The 16,101-nt window shown below is 57.8% G+C and carries 14 protein-coding genes and 1 pseudogene; 6 read left to right on the top strand and 9 right to left on the bottom strand.

The genetic code is table 11. The features are described from left to right. Window position 1: 1 nt before the first annotated feature. Both RYC18_RS05580 and RYC18_RS05585 read right to left on the bottom strand, forming a co-directional pair. A complete protein-coding gene (locus tag RYC18_RS05580) occupies window positions 2-790 on the bottom strand; it encodes an SDR family oxidoreductase (protein WP_316884049.1) in 789 nt (262 codons plus the stop codon). A gap of 333 nt (window positions 791-1,123) precedes the next feature. Continuing rightward, window positions 1,124-1,723 carry a TetR/AcrR family transcriptional regulator gene (locus RYC18_RS05585; protein WP_316884051.1) on the bottom strand — a complete coding sequence of 200 codons (600 nt, stop codon included), beginning with the start codon at window positions 1,721-1,723 and terminating at the stop codon, window positions 1,124-1,126. A gap of 116 nt (window positions 1,724-1,839) precedes the next feature. Between RYC18_RS05585 and RYC18_RS05590 the strand changes: the two genes are divergently transcribed. From RYC18_RS05590 to RYC18_RS05600, 3 genes are all read left to right on the top strand, one after another. Continuing rightward, entirely contained in the window at window positions 1,840-2,724 is an 885-nt protein-coding gene (locus RYC18_RS05590) for an alpha/beta hydrolase (RefSeq protein WP_005781909.1), read from the top strand. Window positions 2,725-2,769: 45 nt separating this feature from the next. Next, entirely contained in the window at window positions 2,770-3,084 is a 315-nt protein-coding gene (locus RYC18_RS05595; protein WP_002554386.1) for a hypothetical protein, read from the top strand. Between the two features lie 257 nt (window positions 3,085-3,341). Then, the gene (locus RYC18_RS05600) at window positions 3,342-4,373 is read left to right on the top strand and encodes a methyl-accepting chemotaxis protein (protein WP_004661284.1); all 1,032 of its coding nucleotides are present in this window, start codon (window positions 3,342-3,344) and stop codon (window positions 4,371-4,373) included. 68 nt (window positions 4,374-4,441) lie between these two features. Here the strand turns inward: RYC18_RS05600 and RYC18_RS26315 are convergent, their stop codons facing one another. From RYC18_RS26315 to RYC18_RS05620, 5 genes and pseudogenes are all read right to left on the bottom strand, one after another. After that, window positions 4,442-5,281 carry a methyl-accepting chemotaxis protein gene (locus tag RYC18_RS26315; protein WP_410478349.1) on the bottom strand — a complete coding sequence of 280 codons (840 nt, stop codon included), beginning with the start codon at window positions 5,279-5,281 and terminating at the stop codon, window positions 4,442-4,444. Between the two features lie 15 nt (window positions 5,282-5,296). After that, window positions 5,297-6,331: pseudogene (locus tag RYC18_RS26320) on the bottom strand (cache domain-containing protein); the annotation flags it as partial. A 219-nt stretch (window positions 6,332-6,550) separates the two neighbouring features. Continuing rightward, window positions 6,551-6,880 carry a hypothetical protein gene (locus RYC18_RS05610; RefSeq protein WP_316884188.1) on the bottom strand — a complete coding sequence of 110 codons (330 nt, stop codon included), beginning with the start codon at window positions 6,878-6,880 and terminating at the stop codon, window positions 6,551-6,553. 4 nt (window positions 6,881-6,884) lie between these two features. After that, a complete protein-coding gene (locus RYC18_RS05615) occupies window positions 6,885-8,957 on the bottom strand; it encodes a PAS domain-containing sensor histidine kinase (RefSeq protein ID WP_316884070.1) in 2,073 nt (690 codons plus the stop codon). 334 nt (window positions 8,958-9,291) lie between these two features. After that, window positions 9,292-10,743, bottom strand: coding sequence for an NCS1 family nucleobase:cation symporter-1 (locus RYC18_RS05620; RefSeq protein ID WP_016982641.1), 1,452 nt, complete (start codon window positions 10,741-10,743; stop codon window positions 9,292-9,294). Between the two features lie 344 nt (window positions 10,744-11,087). Between RYC18_RS05620 and RYC18_RS05625 the strand changes: the two genes are divergently transcribed. Both RYC18_RS05625 and RYC18_RS05630 read left to right on the top strand, forming a co-directional pair. Next, window positions 11,088-11,807 (top strand): GntR family transcriptional regulator, encoded by a 720-nt coding sequence (locus RYC18_RS05625; RefSeq protein WP_005754903.1) that lies wholly within the window; start codon window positions 11,088-11,090, stop codon window positions 11,805-11,807. A 10-nt stretch (window positions 11,808-11,817) separates the two neighbouring features. Further along, a complete protein-coding gene (locus RYC18_RS05630) occupies window positions 11,818-12,549 on the top strand; it encodes an aspartate/glutamate racemase family protein (protein WP_002554379.1) in 732 nt (243 codons plus the stop codon). Between the two features lie 244 nt (window positions 12,550-12,793). Here the strand turns inward: RYC18_RS05630 and RYC18_RS05635 are convergent, their stop codons facing one another. Both RYC18_RS05635 and RYC18_RS05640 read right to left on the bottom strand, forming a co-directional pair. Beyond that, window positions 12,794-14,029, bottom strand: a complete 1,236-nt coding sequence (locus RYC18_RS05635; RefSeq protein ID WP_316884079.1) for a zinc-dependent alcohol dehydrogenase — start codon at window positions 14,027-14,029, stop codon at window positions 12,794-12,796. A gap of 102 nt (window positions 14,030-14,131) precedes the next feature. Continuing rightward, entirely contained in the window at window positions 14,132-15,037 is a 906-nt protein-coding gene (locus RYC18_RS05640) for a LysR family transcriptional regulator (RefSeq protein ID WP_002554377.1), read from the bottom strand. A 172-nt stretch (window positions 15,038-15,209) separates the two neighbouring features. Here RYC18_RS05640 and RYC18_RS05645 point away from each other — a divergent pair, with 172 nt between their 5' ends. Beyond that, window positions 15,210-16,100, top strand: coding sequence for an NAD(P)-dependent oxidoreductase (locus tag RYC18_RS05645; protein ID WP_004660684.1), 891 nt, complete (start codon window positions 15,210-15,212; stop codon window positions 16,098-16,100). The last annotated feature ends 1 nt before the right edge of the window (window position 16,101 follow it).

Genomic DNA, 16,101 nt, shown 5'->3' on the forward strand with positions numbered 1-16,101 from the left:
TTCAGGCTTTGGTCAGATAGCGCTCTGCGGCGTTCGCCTGTCGAATGTCCGACAGCAACCCTTGCCGCGCGCCATCAAGCGCGTCCCAACGACCCGCAACGTGCAGTGGCGGAATGGTCACCAGTTCGCGACGATCGAAGCCCACCAGCGCTGCATCGACCAGTTCTTCAACGTCCATTACCTCGGGGAGGCTGTTGAGGTCGATCCCGGCGCGCTCCCAGATTTCGGTGCGGGTAGCTGCCGGCAGGACCGCCTGGATGTACACGCCCTTGGGTGCCAGTTCCAGGTTCAAGCCTTGAGACAGGAACAGCACATAAGCCTTGGTGGCACCGTAAACGGTCATGCCGAGCTCTGGCGCCAAGCCCACCACCGACCCGAGGTTGACGATTGAACCGGTACCGGACTGCGCGAAGCGAGGGGCCACTGCGGCAGCGAGGCGCGTCAGCGCAACAATGTTGAGGGCGACAAGCTTTTCAATGGCCTCAGCGCTCTGCTCAATGAATCCGCCGGACTGAGCAATACCTGCGTTATTGATAAGGACGCCGATCCGGGCATCGTCGCGCAGGCGAGTTTCAAGCGCTGCGAGGTCGGCAGAGTTGGTCAGGTCGGCCTGAAGCACTTCGACAGATACGTCGTTTTCTTTACCCAGCCTTGCTGCCAGAGCATCGAGGCGTGGCTTGTCACGTGCGACAAGCACCAGGTTGTGGCCGCGACGGGCAAATCGCTCGGCATAAATGGCACCAATACCGCTGGAAGCGCCAGTGATGAGAACAGTGGAGAGAGTAGTCATTGGTGATGTCCTGACAAGTAATGCAATAAGGGCAGCCAGGCGTTTGCGCCTGCGATTGTCGGTCACCCGGCAGGGCCTTCGACGCTGACGCAGAAGGGCCCTGCCAATTGATCCTTGGCGTTATGATTACGATCAAAATCTAAAATGTCAACGTATTGATGTTGGTCGACATCAAAATATGGCGAGGTTGTGTGCGCCTGCATTCATAGGCGAGAGGGGCGAAGAGAAATCTCGCGCGCAGGCGCTTTGGCCGCTCGGGAGATGCGGCGCAGAGGGCGTTTCAGAGGGCGAAGTGGGCATATAGGCCCGGGCGCTTTTGCGGGGCGCGGAGCGCTATGGTGTAAGCAAAAAAGACGCCATCGGTTTGAGTATCGATTCGGCCGAGGCCACAGAGAGTTCGTCCGGCTTTCTGTCGATCGCCAATGAGGCATATCCATGCGCAGTGCTCCAGGCGAGGAAGGTGCGTTGCTCAAGCACTGTCGAGTCTGGTTCGGCACCGTTTTTTGCGACCCATGCTGTACGTATCGACTGACGAAGCAGTTGCAGCGTGGCTTCGCCTGAAGTGAGCAATCTGGGTAATGTGCGGTTGACCCCGCCCATTCCGAACATCAACCGGAAATGCTGTGGGTAGTTTTTAGCGAAATTGACATAGCCTATCCCACAGCCCAGCACACAGTCGCCAAGGTCCCGCTGCGCGGCATGGATAGCGTCGACCATCCGTTCATAACCATCGGCCACCACCTCTGCCATCAGGTTTTCCAGAGATCCGAAATGGTGCGCAGGTGCGGCGTGTGAAACGTTCGCCCGTCTTGCGCATTCACGCAGTGAGAGTCCTCGCATGCCTGCTTCCCCTACGATGTCCCAGGCCGCCTGCCGCAAGACGGTCGGCAAGTTGCCATGGTGGTAAGTACGCGGGGTATCTGAGGTCGACATACGAAGCTCCCTGTCATGAAATAAAAGTTATATAGCCATCGTACAGCTTATCTTGTCAGTGACAAGATAGGCTGCTCTAATTGCTCCAGGTCTTATGGCTGGTGCGGAGAATACCGATGAGCAAACTTACCAACAGGCTTCGATTATTGACGCTGCGGGGCACCTTCATGCTTGCCAGCCGTATTCTACCTGGCCCCACCGGAAGATACCTTGCCCGACGTTTCGTGACACCCCAGGCCGCAGGACGTGCCGAGGCTGCCGCTGCGCTGAGCGCATCGGCGGATGTGCAAACGGGTACTCTGGAACTGAACGGGATCAAGATCTGCACCTACGTGTGGGGAGATCCTTCCAGTCAACCTTATGTGTTGTTCTCCCATGGGTGGTCAAGCTACGCGATGCGTTTTGTCGGCTGGGTGCCGTTGTTACGATCGATGGGCTATGCGGTGGTTGGTTTTGATCAGCCTGCCCATGGATTAAGCTCTGGCGATATCAGCCACATGCCGCAGTTTGTGGAAGTGCTTCAGCAGGTAGGACGCCATTTCGGAAAGCCTGCGGCCGTGATCGCTCATTCGTTGGGCGCTTCGTCAATCATTTTCGCTCAGGAAGAGCAGTGGCGTCCCGACCGGTTTGTGTTGATTGCGCCGTTCCTGGCCCCGGCTGACAACGCGCTTCATCAGTTTGAAACTTTTGGTATCGCGCACAAGGTTTTCGCACCTTTTGAAGGATACTTGCATGCGCTGAGCGGCCGCCGCTTCGCGGATTACGACGCTTCTGCGCGACTGCAGTTGCTTGATCGTCCAGCGCTTGTTATTCATGACCGCCGAGATCGCGAAACCCCGTGGGAAAAGGGTGCCCGGTTCGCAAAGCTATGGCCCGGAGCACGTCTTTTTACCACGGAAGGGCTGGGCCATAACCGGCTGATTGATCACCCCTCCGTTACTGCTGAAGTGATGGAGTTTCTGAAGCCGGATAGTCACTTGCCAACGCCGATTGAACCATGACCTGGCTGGAGACGCGGGTCGTGGTTCCTGAAGCTGGAGGTCACTGTGAGCAATCATCATTTTTCCGATGAGCTGGCCGTGCTGGAGATCGTTGACAGCGCCCATTTTTTCCGCCCTGGAAAGATGACGTCTGGTCAGCTGTACCTGAGTTTGATTCGTCTCCAGCCAGCGGTTCCGGCAATAGGGGAATTCATGGAGATGATCGATACTCTTGTGAAAGAAGGCCTGTTGATTTCAGGTGCCGTATTGCCCTGTGACGCTTCGTTTCCCTATGTGCAGCATATTATTTTCGGTCTTACCGAGGTGGGCGAGGCTGTAGTGCAAGCAACAAAGTCTGAGATCGAAAGCGTCAACAGCTGAGCGTTCGCACTCAGCCCGAAGCCCTTCCGCATACATGCTTCTTAAACCCGTCGTGCAAACGTTCCGTGCGCAATGCTTGCAGATTGTCGACCTTCAAAACTACATTAGCGGGGTTGAGGGCATTACGACATCAGTCGATAAAAACAGGAAGCCCAGACTTCCGCGCCCTTGAGAATGACAACTTCTTTCCCTCTGTTTTTTGCACGACGATTGTGCGATGGCTGCCGCCTACGGTAACTCATTGAAGCAGAAAGAAAATGATCGAACCCGAACGAATTGTGACCCTGTCCCGTGAAGTGGAATCTCTGGCAACTCGTGGCGTCAGCGATATACAACTGATCACCCGCCAGACTCGATTGCTGGCAATAAACGCGCTGATCGAAGCGGCGCATGCAGGTAAAGCCGGTCGGGGTTTTGCGGTGGTGGCCGAGGAGGTGAAGAATATCTCCGAGCAGATTTCGAAGATTGCCAGCGGTCTGACTCAAGACCTGCAAGCATCGGTCAATGAACTGACCGAGCTTGGTAAGGGCATGTGTTTTGATGTGCGAGGTCAACGGCTGGCAGACCTCGCACTGAACCTGATCGAAATCATTGATCGCAATCTATATGAGCGCACGTGCGATGTTCGCTGGTGGGCGACCGATGCATCGCTGGTTGATGTACTGATGACCCCAACTGCGCAGAGTCGCGCACACTCCAGTGAGCGCCTCGGCGTCATTCTGGACAGTTATACGGTGTACCTGGACATCTGGGTTGCCGATACAACCGGCTGCGTGATTGCGTCCGGTCGGCCCGATACCTTCGACAAGGTTATCGGTGCGAATGTAAATGAGGCGACCTGGTTCAAGCAGGCGGTGCGGCACTCGTCTGGCGATCAATACTTTGCCGGTGAAGTCGCTGTGGAGCCCTTGCTCAACGGCTCGCAAACCTGTGCGTTCAGTGCAGCCGTGCGCAGTAACGCCGGCAAACACTCACCTGTGATCGGCGTCATCGGGATTTTCTTTGACTGGAAGAATCAGTCGGACTCGGTGATCAATGGCGTGCGTCTGAGTGATGAAGAGCGCACCCGCACCCGAGTGATGATGGTCGATGCCAGCCACAGGATAATTGCCAGTTCCGACCCCCAAAGCCCGTTGGGCCACAGTATCGACTTGCAGACCAGGGCGGGGCAGGCCACCGGTTACAGCACACTGCCCAACAACAGCATTCAAGGGTATTCAATGACCCCTGGCTTTGAGACTTATCCCGGCATGGGGTGGCTGGGGGTGATTGAACAGCAGTTGCCTTAGTTGCGCGTGCTTCCTGGCAGTCGGGATGTAGAGCCGCTGCCAGAAATTCTCTGGCAGCGGCTTGAGCGTTATATACGGAAGCTACCCACCAGCTGCGTCAAGCGGGTGGATTGCTGTTCAAGGTCAGTGCAGGCGCGCAGGGTAGCGTTCAAGTTCTCCACGCCTTTCTGGTTCAGGGTATTGATCTCTGTGATATCCACATTGATCGCTTCCACAACGGCAGTTTGTTCTTCGGTCGCCGTGGCAACCGAATGGTTCATGCCGTCGATTTCGCCAATGCGTTCGGTAACGTGTTCAAGGCTTGCAACGGCCTTGTTGGCAATGCCGACCGTTTCAACACTTTCACGCTGGCTTTCGTTCATGAGCGCAACAGCCTCGCGAGCGCCCGATTGCAGCTGCTCGATCATCTCTTGCACCTGGCTCGCCGATTCTTGCGTTCGGTGGGCCAGGCTGCGTACTTCGTCGGCCACCACGGCAAAACCTCGGCCGGCTTCACCCGCGCGTGCCGCCTCGATGGCTGCGTTAAGGGCCAGCAGGTTGGTCTGTTGAGAGATGCCGGTAATCACTTCAAGTATCTGGCCGATGTTGGCGGTTTTTGTATTGAGCGTTTCAATCTGTTCACTTGCGTTGCTGATGCGCTTTGACAGGCGGCTCATGGCCGCGATGTTCTGCCCGACCACGTCCTGACCGTCCGAGGCCAGCGTGCGTGCATCGCTTGAATGGCCAGAGGCGCGCGCGGCGTTCTGGGCAATCTCCTGGGTTGCAGCGCCCAGCTCATTGATGGCTGCGGCCACGCTGTTGGTACGGTTGGACTGCTGATCGGAATTGAGCATCGACGAGTTGGAGGCATTCACTACCCGCTGGGCAACTTCATTGAGCTGTACCGTGGAGGAGGCTACTTCACGCATCGAGTCGTGGATTCGTTCTACAAAGAGGTTGAAGCCGTTGCCCAGATACCCGAACTCGTCTTCGCTCTGAATCGTCAAGCGTTTGGTCAGATCACCTTCGCCGGCAGCAATATCGTGCATGGCGCGGCCCATCAGGTTGAGCGGCCGCATCAGTACGCTCAGAAGCATTCCCAGCAGAAGGATGATCAGCACCACCGCAATGACAGTCGCCACGATGGCCGAGTTTCTGAACTCGCCCAGTGATGCATAGGCGATCTCTTTGTCCATCGCCACGCCCACATACCAGTTGACGGAAGGCAGCCCGTCTACATGGGCAAACGTAAGAATCTGAGCTTTTCCGGCATGCTCGCTTTCGCTCAGGTCCTGGGACAATTTCGGCGTATTCGCCGGGTAGACTTCTGCCAGCGTTTTCATTACCAGCGAAGTGTCCGGGTGGACCAGAATGCGGCCATTCGCATCGACCAGAAACGCGTAGCCGTCGCCATGAAGGCGCAGCGAACTGATCATTTTCACCAGTATTTCCAGGCTCAGATCACCGCCAATGACCCCGGATACACCCGATGCACTTTTGACCGGTGTGGCAAGGGTCACGATCAACCCTTTGGTCACAGCATCCAGATACGGTTCGGTGAGGATCGTCTTGCCTGCGCGCACGGCATCGACATACCACGGCCGGGTCCTGGGGTCATAGTCGGCCGGCATGTCATCAGGCGGCTGAGTGACGAAAGAACCATCGCTCTTACCCTGGTAAATACTCATGAAGGTGGCGATAAGCGTGGGTTGGCCGAGGGCAAGATTCTGCGCGTCGGTTGATTGCGGCGAAGACGCATTTTCCGCCAGGTTCTCTACCAGAAGAATTCGCCCTGAAAGCCAGTTGCGGATGTTGCCTGCGGTGCTGTCACCCGTCTGATTCAGGTTCTCCTTCAATTGCAGACGCAGGGCGTTGCGTTGCAGATAGTCGTTGTAAAACGTGAACAGGGTGAATGCGGCGATCACTACGAGAGACGCCGCCAACAGGATTTTATGGCTGAATTTTAGCGATTTTGTCATGCCGATAAGGGCCTTTAGAGGGGGAGTGCCGAGAGGTGAAGTACAGCGAAAGCAATAGCGGTTTATCGGCGGGCGCGCCGATTAATGAATGCTGGTTATCATATAAATGCTTCGCGGAGCGTCTATCACAGCGCCTCAGGGGCAAGGCGAGGCCTAATCCGATGATCAAGCGGGGCGGTGAATAGTAATGAATGAGGTTTGCCGCTGTATCGAAGGCGTTTACTTAGCCGATCGTTGTGCTTCTGACCCTACATACCACTGCGCATATGGCGTGTTTTCCACCTTGCACCGATTGAAATCCCTCGCCCCGTCAGTCCACCAGACGTCGCCGCGCTCCCCAAGTGCAACCTTGGCCTGGTGAACCCCGGCCCGGGCGGCTTTCAGTGCATCTGAATCCGCGCTTGCCTTGGCTGCCTTGACCTCGCGCCGGGCATCCATCAACTCATTCACTAATCGCTGACGAACCTCTTCGCTCAGGGACGGATTGGAACATCGCCAGAGTTGTCCCTTGACCACAAAATACCGGCCATCGGGTGTCGTAGGGTGCACGCTATCAATAGCAGCGAGTGGCTGCATCCGCGCCGATCAGGCCTGTCACTCGCCCGGCGAGCGCATCCAGCCCGAACGGCTTGGTCAAAACTTGTGTGCAGGGCCGCAGGTGGCAGTCGTCCAGCACTGAAGTCTTGGCGTAGCCAGTGATAAACAGGGTCGGCAGCCCCGGTCGGCAGTCGCCCGCAGCGTCAGCCATTTCCCGGCCGTTCATGCCGCCCGGCAAACCGATGTCACTGATGAGCAGGTCGATGCGGGTATCTGACTGCAGGATCTGCAAACCTGACTGAGCGTCGCCTGCTTCCAGGCAGTTGTAGCCCAGGCCGGTGATCACCTCGGCGACAAGCATTCTGACCGACGGCTCGTCATCAACGATCAGAACGGTTTCGCCGGTGTGGTGCGCTGGCTCTTCGGTTATTTCGGGCTCGGCAGCGCGTGGAGTATTTTCAGCAATATGGCGTGGCAGGTGCATGACCACGCTGGTGCCCTGACCTTCAACCGACTCGACGCGGATCTGACCGCCGGACTGGCGCACAAAACCGTAGACCATCGACAGGCCCAGGCCGGTTCCGGCGCCAATCGGTTTGGTGGTGAAGAACGGTTCAAACGCCTTGGCGACGGTGTCCGGGCTCATCCCCATGCCAGTATCTGTGACACGGATGCTCAGGTGCTCGCCGGCAGGAATGCCATGGTCAGGGTCGGTACATTCTTCAATGGACGCATTGGCTGTTTCGATGACGATGCGCCCGCCACTGGGCATTGCATCACGGGCGTTCAGGCACAGGTTCAGCAACGAACTTTCCAACTGGGCATGATCGATCAGTGCAGGCCACAAGTCATCGTGGGCGACGACTTTTATATCTATCTCCGGGCCGACCGTGCGTGCAATAAGTTCCTCCATGTCCTGAATCAACACGTTGACGTTGGTGACTCTCGGGGACAGGTTCTGACGCCGCGAAAACGCCAACAGCCGGTGAGTCAGCGAAGCCGCGCGCCGTACTGCGCCCTGAGCGACCGACACGTACCGGTCTACATCACCGACACGGCCTTGAGCGAGTCGTTTGGTGATCAGTTCAAGGCTGCCGGAAATGCCGGCCAGCAGGTTGTTGAAGTCATGTGCGATGCCGCCTGTCAGTTGTCCGACGGCGTCCATCTTCTGGGAATGGCGCAGGGCGTCTTCGACCTGCTCACGTTCGAAAACGGCTTGTTCGATGCGCTGTTCGAGTGTCTGATTGAGTTCTCTGACCGCTTCTTCGGCTTTTTTTCTGGCGGTGACATCAACAGACGAGCCGATCAGACCGATCACCTCGCCGTTTTCATCGAGCAAGGGCGCTTTGGTCGAGAGCCACGTCGCTGCAGAGCCGTCAGGCAGGTTGACCTGTTCTTCGATCTGTTCGCTGACATTGTTCTGCATGATCCGGCGGTCGGTTTCCATGAGCACCCGTGCCTGTTGCTGATCATCCAGAAACTCCAGGTCCGTCTTGCCGATGAAAAACTCGGGCGGCTTGCCGATCAGTTCAGCGGTGCCACGATTGGCGACCAGCATGCGACCTTCTAGATCCTTGGCGTAGACAACGCCCGGAACGGCAGCCGTGAATATCCTCAGCAACTCATTGAGCCGGTCGCGCTCGTCTTCAGCCATGCGACGGCTGTCTATATCAAGCAATACGCCCGGACTGCGAACAGGCTTGCCGCGACTATCACGCTCGATTTTTCCGCTGGCTTCAACCCAGCGATAAAGGCCGTCTTCATGCAGAACCCGGTATTCGCATCGGTAGGTTTCGCTGTTCTGAAGCGCGTCCTCGATTGACTTGTCGACTCTGGCCGAATCGTCGGGATGAATGGAAGCTATCACCAGCTCCAGTGGCAAGCCTTTGGCGCACAGCTTCGGGCACAAGCCGAAGGTCCGGGCAAAACGCTCATCGCCGGTCAACTGATCGGCAATGATGTCCCACACCCAAGTGCCGACAACTGCCCCTGAATCAAGGGCGAGTTGTAGCTGCTCGGCCGCTTCCTGCTCTGAAGGCGGGAGTGGCTGGGGGGCGAATGGCATGCCGCCGGAAACATCATTGCTCATCACTATCGACCCACTTGAACGCCTGGTTCACAAAGACTCAGTCATAGGGCAGCGCAGCGGCCTGAAAGTTGTACAAATTTTATTCTATTTTGTGCCCCAGGCCTTACAGGCGATCAGTGACACTTCATCATTCCATGGGTTTGGCCTGAGAGTGATATTAAATTAATATCACCTGATAAGTGCAGTATTTTGTACGGAGGCAGTCTGGGCAGTGCTTTCAGGTCATATCGAGCTTGCCGAGCCAGCTGAAAGCGCTGATTTCGCGAGGCGACCGGTGTTTGTGTAACGTGCAGGCGCTGGTCCCGGTCAGGTGCCAGCGCCCCTACAGTAGCTCTTAGTTCTGGCCGACAGGCGCAGGCAGGTTGGCAGTCTGCACGGGCGACCATCGGGTCATCACATAAAACAGCGCGCCACCCAGGATGCACCCGGTGAACCACGCAAAGTTGGCAATGGGCTTGAACCACTCGACAAAGGTAAAGCACAGACCCACCAGCGCCGTCAGCACTAGCGCTTTGACCGCGATCCAGTTCACGCCATTGGTGTACCAGTAGCGACCGCTTGGCGTGTCATTGAACAGGGCGTCGACATCAATCTGCTGCTTCTTGATCAGGTAGTAATCCACCAGCAGGATGCCGAACAGTGGGCCGATGCAGGCCGCGAGCACGTCCAGGGTGTAATGGATCACTTCAGGGTTGTTGAACAGGTTCCAGGGCGTGATGAAGATCGAAGCTACGGCAGCAATCATGCCGCCTGCACGCCAGCTGATGCGGCTGGGGGCCACGTTGGCAAAGTCGAAGGCCGGGGAAACGAAGTTGGCGACGATGTTGATGCCGACAGTGGCGGTCACGAAAGTAAATGCGCCGAGCAGCACGGCGGTGGTGTTATCGATACGCGCTACGGTGGCAATAGGGTCGTGGATCATTTCACCGAAAATCGGCAGCGTGCCAGAGACAATCACCACCGTCACCAGCGAGAACGCCAGAAAGTTCACCGGCAAGCCCCAGAAATTGCCGCGACGCACGTCAGCCATGCTGCGGCAATAGCGGCTGAAATCACCGAAGTTCAGGGTCGGGCCGGAGAAGTATGAGACCACCAGCGCGATGGCCATGACCACCTGCCCGAACGCCGCCCAGCCGGATAACTCTTTTTCAGCCAGGGTGAAACTGATGTTATCCCAACCGGCGCGCCAGACAATCCAGCCTGCCAGCGCGAACATCACCGCATAAACGGCAGGACCGGCCCAGTCGATGAAGCGTCTGATCGATTCCATGCCGGTCCAGAACACAGCAGCCTGGACCACCCACAACGCCAGAAAACCTAGCCAGCCAAGCCACGACAACCCGAGAAAGGTCAGGTTCTGATACGCAGCCAGTTCCGGGAAGAAGCGTAGAACCACGATCACCAGTGCGCTGGACGCCAGATAGGTTTGAATGCCGTACCACGCCACTGCAATCAGCCCGCGGATGATTGCAGGAATGTTGGCACCGAATACCCCGAAGGCCAGGCGGCAGATGACCGGGTAGGGCACGGCGGCTTGCTGGCTGGGTTTGGCGACCAGATTGGCAATCACCTGAATGATGCAGATGCCCACCAGCAGCGCAATCAGCACTTGCCAGCTGGCCAGACCGAGCGCGAAGAGGCTGGCGGCGAAAACGTAACCGCCGACGCTGTGCACGTCGCTCATCCAGAACGCCAGAATGTTGTACCAGGTCCACTTTTGCGGCACCGGCCCCAGATCATGGTTGTGCAGGCGCGGGCTGTATCCGGCCGGGCGTTGGTCTGTCATAGCGTTACTCCCTCGATGGATCGTGGCGGGATCGGGGTACGATCGATGATATTTTTGTATACGATCGTGTACGCAAAAGATGTGCCATACGTTTTTTCATAGGCAAAAAGTCAATGCGCGCTATGCCAGCTGGCGTTCCAGTCCAGAAAAGTCAGCACAGTGGGCACGTCCGTCATAGCGTTTAAAGCGCACACTAACGGAGCGCAATGGCCCATTTTCGGTGCGATTTTGCAGGCTGCCCAGCCCATAGGCGTTGCTTGGCGGCTTAGATAGCGCTATTCATCAAGTGGTACATCGGGCACTATTCCTGTATACGATCTGTACCGAAAAAGTGATCTGAAACCATGACTCGACCTGCCAGCGCTCCCTTGTTCCTGACGCCCGCTGCCGATGAAAAAGGCCGCGACGAGCAAATTTATCAGCACGTACTGGAAGCAATCGTCGAGCACCGGCTTGCGCCAGGCACGCGTTTGCCCGAGGACGCATTGGCTGAAGTGTTCGAGATCAGCCGGACCGGCATTCGCAAGGTCTTGCAGCGCCTGGCCCTGGAACGGCTGGTGACCTTGCGTCCCAAGCGCGGCGCAGAGGTCGCGCAACCGTCGGCGCAGGAAGCGCAGGATGTGCTGGGTGCCAGGCAGTTGATCGAACCCGCGCTGATGGCCGATATCGCCGCACGGGCAGGCGGTCAGCGTCTGGAATCACTGCGTGCGCTCTGTGAACAGGAACATGAGGCGCAACACGCCGGGCGTCACAGCGAAGCTATTCAGTTGTCGGCCAGATTTCATGTGCAATTGAGCGCGTTGGCGGGCAATCAGGTATTGACCGAGCAAGTCGCGCAGCTCACTACGCGTTCTTCGCTGATCGTGGCGGTTTACGGTTCGCGGCGCAGCGTCGGCTGTGATTGTGGTCAGCACGTTGACTTGCTGACCTTGCTCGAGGCCGGGCAGGGCGAACAGGCCCGCGAGTGGATGGCCGAGCATCTGCGCCGTATCCGCGCCAGCCTGAATGTAGATGCACCGGTGAGCGAGACAGTAGATTTTCATAGCATTTTCAAACGGCGCTGAAGGAGTTCCGGTGCGTATTCAAGTGATCAACCCCAACACCAGCGAAGCCATGACCCACAAGATTGGCCTCGCGGCGCAAGCCATTGCACGCCCCGGTACGCAGATTCTTGCGTGCAGTCCCGATGATGGCCCGGTGTCTATCGAAGGCCATTTTGACGAAGCGATAGCGACCCTTGGCGTGCTGGAAGAGATACGCAAAGGCCGTGAGCAACAGGTCGACGCGCACATCATCGCCTGTTTCGGCGATCCTGGCCTGCTGGCAGCCCGCGAGTACGCCAGCGCACCTGTTATCGGCATTGCCGAAGCGGCTTTCCATATGGCCAGTCTGATTTCCACCCGCTTCGCAGTGGTCACCACGCTGACCCGAACTCGGATCATCGCCGAGCACCTGTTGCAGCGCTATGGCTTCAGCGAACTGTGCACCTCGGTACGTTGTATCGATCTACCCGTACTGGCGCTGGAAGAGAGCGGGCCCGAACTGATCGAGTGCATGGCCGAACAGGCTCGCCGTGCGCGCGATGAAGAGGGGGCAGGTGCCATTGTACTGGGCTGCGGCGGGATGGCGGATTTGGGCAGGCAATTGAGTGAAGCGATTGGTCTGCCGGTGATCGACGGCGTGGCGGCGGCGGTGAAACTGGCAGAGTCGCTGGTGGACCTTGGGCTGAGTACCAGCAAACACGGCGACCTTGCCGACCCCATCGGCAAACCGTTCAAAGGGCGATTTGCCTACCTGAGCCGATAAAATGTGCGTCCGCAAATGCACTGACACACGCTTTGGGTGATGCTCCGCGGCACAAAAATCGGACGCAGAGCGTCCAGAACGGCATTCCCACGCTGGAGCGTAGGGAACGATAGTCTCAACGACCACTATCTTCTGGACGCTCCGCATTCTCTAGCGACGGAGCGTGTGGCGATCACTCCCACGCTCCGCGTGGTAGCACACTTCTGGACGCTCTGCGTCCGATCTTGAGCACCAAGGGTGCGCCTTACATGGCCGGCACGCCACCCGCAATCAGCGCTTCTGTCGTGGCGTCTGGCACCACAATGGTGTTGTTGCCCGGAGTCAGAATTACCTTGCGGCAATCCTCTTCCTTCTTGTCGAACAGCTTGTAACCTTTCGCAGCATCTTCCAGCGACATGCGGTGGGTGATGATGGCTTCCGGTTCGAGTCGTCCGGCTTCGATGTGCTCGAGCAGTTCAGGCATGAAGCGATGGACATGGGTCTGGCCCATCTTGAACGTCAGGCCTTTGTCGAACGCATCGCCGAACATGAAACCGTGGATAAACCCTGCGTAAACGCCCGGTACGCTCACTACGCCGCCACGCCTTACCGCTGCGATGCACTGACGCAATGCCTTGCCACTGCTGCCTTCCAGTTTCAGCGTGGCCAGAATGGTTTCGGTGGTGCTGCCCTTGGCTTCGAAACCGACTGCATCGACCACACCGTCCACGCCGCGCATGCCAGCTGTCTGACGGATGATGGTGTCGGCCGGGTCATCGTCGTCATCGAAATTGATCGGGATCACACCATAGGTTTTCTGCGCATAAGCCAGGCGATACGGATGGTGATCGACCATGAATATCTTCTCGGCGCCGAGCATTCTCGCGCATGCGGCGCTCATCAGACCCACTGGACCAGCGCCATAGATGGCAACGCTCGAACCTTGGCCGATGCCCGCATTGGTTACCGCCTGCCAGGCAGTGGGCAAGATGTCGGAAAGGAATAGAACCTTCTCGTCAGCCAGTGTGCCCGGCACTTTGAACGGGCCGACATTGGCCTTTGGCACGCGCACGTACTCAGCCTGACCGCCGGGAATGCCGCCATACAGATGACTGAAACCGAACAGTGCTGCCCCTGGCGGAATGGACTTTTTGTTGATGATCGCGCCGCGCCCGGTGTTGGTGGTTTCACAGGCTGCGAACAGGTCGATGTTGCAGAAAAAGCAGCTGCCGCAAGCAATCACAAAAGGGATCACTACGCGATCACCTTTCTGCACAGCGGTGACCGCCGGGCCAGTCTCTTCGACAATGCCCATGAACTCATGGCCGAATATGTCGCCGTGTTCCACCGTGGGTATCTTGCCGCGATACAAGTGCAGATCAGAGCCGCAGATTGCGGTCGCGGTGACTTTCAAAATGATGTCGTCAGCTTCTTGTATTTCCGGGTCCGGCACTGTGTCGACCTTCACACTGTTCGCGCCGTGGTAAGTCAAAGCTCTCATGATTAATCCTCGATGGCAGCAGAAGTTCTGATCCGTACTGAAGATGAACCATGAGGATTTTGTTGGTTCAGCGCGATTGGTCGAAGCGGGACTAACGGTAGGTCAATTGCGAAACGCCGTCATGTCCTGCAACAGCATGCCCATCAGGCGGTTGGCACCGACGCTGAGCTGCCGACCCAGACGGCTGATCAAATGCGTCTGCGGGCTGCTGAACACCTCATGCTGCAAGGGCAGGGCGCGCAGTTTTCCGGCCTTTATCTCCTCCTCCACAACAAAGGTCGGCAACAACGTGACGCCACCCTGCATGGCGAAATGCTTGAGCATGGCGAAGGTGCTGCAGGTCAGTGTCGGCTGCACTGTAATACCCAGTTGATGTTCGGCCTGCAGAAGAATCTGGCGAATGCCATAAGACACAGCAGGCAGCGCGACACGGTAGTGTTCCAGTGCCCGCAGCTCTATCGGAGCCTGCTCTTGCGTCAGCGGATGATCGGGTGCGGTGATCACGCACACTGGCTTGCGTTGATGGGCGTGAGAGCGGATTTTCGGGTCGGCAGCGGGGTTGAAGACCAGGCCGATATGCGCTTCGTCCTCCACCACCTGGCGAATCACCTCGTTACTGCCACAAACGTTCACGAGCAGTTCGATGCGCGGGTACAGCTCGGAAAACCGGGCCAGCGGCTGGGCGAGGCTTTCAAGAAAACCTTCTCCGGACACCAATGTCACCGAGCCGCTGTGCAGGCCCTTCAGCGCCTGGATCGAATCCAGCAGGACCTCCTGCTGCGTCAGTCGCTGGCGGTAGTAGGCCAGCACCTTGTCGCCTGCTTCAGTGGGTTTGACCCCTCGGCGATGGCGCTCGAGCAATGGCGAGCCGAGCTCCTGTTCCAGTTGCGCGATCTGGCGGCTGACCGCCGAGGGCGCGACGTTGAGGAAGTCGGCGGCAGCCCTGACGCTGCCCAGCCGCACGGCTTCGAAGAAATACAGGATGCGTCGATCTTGCACCAGGCTCATAAGGCTCCTGTAGAGGCTCTGTGTTGCGCTAAAGGCAACATAAATTCGATTTGAGGATTATTGCTGAGAGGTGAGAGCGCTGTCCATACTCGGATCATCAGCACATTGCTCGCCGACAAGGCTCGCAGCGTCGTTCTCGAATTCGTACAAAACCTTTGACCGGGATGCAGACATGACTTTGAAAGCAGGTGTGATCGGATTGGGCAACATGGGCGGCGGCATGGCTGCCACGCTGGCGGGCAAGGGCTTTGATGTCAGCGGCTTCGACCTGTCGCAGGCTGCGTTGGCCCAGGCTGAAAGCAAAGGCGTCAAGCCGGTTGCCGACCGCAAACAACTGATTCAAGGCGTGGATATTCTGATCCTGTCGCTGCCCAAGGCCGAGCATGTGGAGTCGGTGTGCCTTGGTGCGGGCGGTATCAGCGAGTTCGGTCGCAAGGGCTTGATCGTGGTCGATACCACCACATCAACACCGGAAATGAGCCGTAAGGTCGCCGCCGAACTGGCCAAAACCGGCATTGCCTTTATCGATGCACCTGTCTCGGGCGGCCCGAAAGGCGCAGCTACCGGCACCATGTCGATGGTCATCGGCGCTGAAGATGCCGATCTTGCGCGCGCCATGCCGATTTTGGAAGGAATGAGCGGCACACGCGTGCACGTCGGCCAGTGCGGCGCAGGCAATGTGGCCAAGATCGCCAACAACATGCTCGCCGCCTGCCACCTGATCAGCACTGCCGAAGCCGTGGCGATGGCCGCGCGTGCAGGTGTCGATCCGGAAAAACTTCTGCAGGGCCTGAATGCCGGCTCGGGACGCAGTGGTGCCACGCAAGTGATGTTCCCGACCTGGGTACTCAACAAGGCCTATGACTCGGGTTTCACCATGGGCCTGATGCGCAAGGACGTCGGCCTGGCCAGCGATCTGGCGGACAGCCTCGACATGGACCTGCCGCTGTCGCGCGTCGTCGCGCAATTGTGGCAGGCCAGCAGTGAAACCCTGGCGGACAACGAAGACTTCTGCGCCATCGTGCAACGCACCGATGGCAAACTTTACGGTCATGGAGAATAAG

It is taken from the genome of Pseudomonas syringae group sp. 247E2, assembly GCF_032587795.1.
In the GTDB taxonomy this organism is placed as follows: Bacteria; Pseudomonadota; Gammaproteobacteria; order Pseudomonadales; family Pseudomonadaceae; genus Aquipseudomonas; species Aquipseudomonas amygdali.

What these genes read in the sequence shown, in the direction of transcription:
- RYC18_RS05580 (WP_316884049.1), bottom strand. Translation starts at nt 790, where the DNA reads ATGACTACTCTCTCCACTGTTCTCATCACTGGCGCTTCCAGCGGTATT.
- RYC18_RS05585 (WP_316884051.1), bottom strand. Translation starts at nt 1,723, where the DNA reads ATGTCGACCTCAGATACCCCGCGTACTTACCACCATGGCAACTTGCCG.
- RYC18_RS05590 (WP_005781909.1), top strand. Translation starts at nt 1,840, where the DNA reads ATGAGCAAACTTACCAACAGGCTTCGATTATTGACGCTGCGGGGCACC.
- RYC18_RS05600 (WP_004661284.1), top strand. Translation starts at nt 3,342, where the DNA reads ATGATCGAACCCGAACGAATTGTGACCCTGTCCCGTGAAGTGGAATCT.
- RYC18_RS26315 (WP_410478349.1), bottom strand. Translation starts at nt 5,281, where the DNA reads ATGCGTGAAGTAGCCTCCTCCACGGTACAGCTCAATGAAGTTGCCCAG.
- RYC18_RS05615 (WP_316884070.1), bottom strand. Translation starts at nt 8,957, where the DNA reads ATGAGCAATGATGTTTCCGGCGGCATGCCATTCGCCCCCCAGCCACTC.
- RYC18_RS05620 (WP_016982641.1), bottom strand. Translation starts at nt 10,743, where the DNA reads ATGACAGACCAACGCCCGGCCGGATACAGCCCGCGCCTGCACAACCAT.
- RYC18_RS05625 (WP_005754903.1), top strand. Translation starts at nt 11,088, where the DNA reads ATGACTCGACCTGCCAGCGCTCCCTTGTTCCTGACGCCCGCTGCCGAT.
- RYC18_RS05635 (WP_316884079.1), bottom strand. Translation starts at nt 14,029, where the DNA reads ATGAGAGCTTTGACTTACCACGGCGCGAACAGTGTGAAGGTCGACACA.
- RYC18_RS05640 (WP_002554377.1), bottom strand. Translation starts at nt 15,037, where the DNA reads ATGAGCCTGGTGCAAGATCGACGCATCCTGTATTTCTTCGAAGCCGTG.
- RYC18_RS05645 (WP_004660684.1), top strand. Translation starts at nt 15,210, where the DNA reads ATGACTTTGAAAGCAGGTGTGATCGGATTGGGCAACATGGGCGGCGGC.